The following is a 253-nucleotide window of genomic DNA, read 5'->3' as shown; positions in this document are numbered from 1 at the left end:
GACTTCGGCTATGGCGGCCTCGTCAATATCGGACTGGCCTCTAATGGTGCCCAGATTTTGGACTTCGACGGTAATTACCTAACACTGCGGAACGGCACATACACCAGTACAACACCTTTGGCTACCGGCACCACGTACCTTGGTGATGGCTATCACTGGATTGAAGCCTCAATCCAGATTAACGGCGCTAGCACCAAGGTAACGGCCTACGTGGATAGCATACTTCAGTTCACAGGAACTTATAACTACGCGC

1 protein-coding gene is annotated in these 253 nt (G+C 51.4%); it reads left to right on the top strand.

What is annotated here, in order from left to right:
- On the top strand, nucleotides 1-253 hold a 253-nt coding region (locus tag AC1RPU_RS08390; protein WP_481769713.1), incomplete at both ends, for a hypothetical protein.

Source organism: Dellaglioa sp. CoH-55-MRSF-7 (genome assembly GCF_056782235.1).
This window is presented reverse-complemented; position numbering and strand designations above follow the sequence as displayed.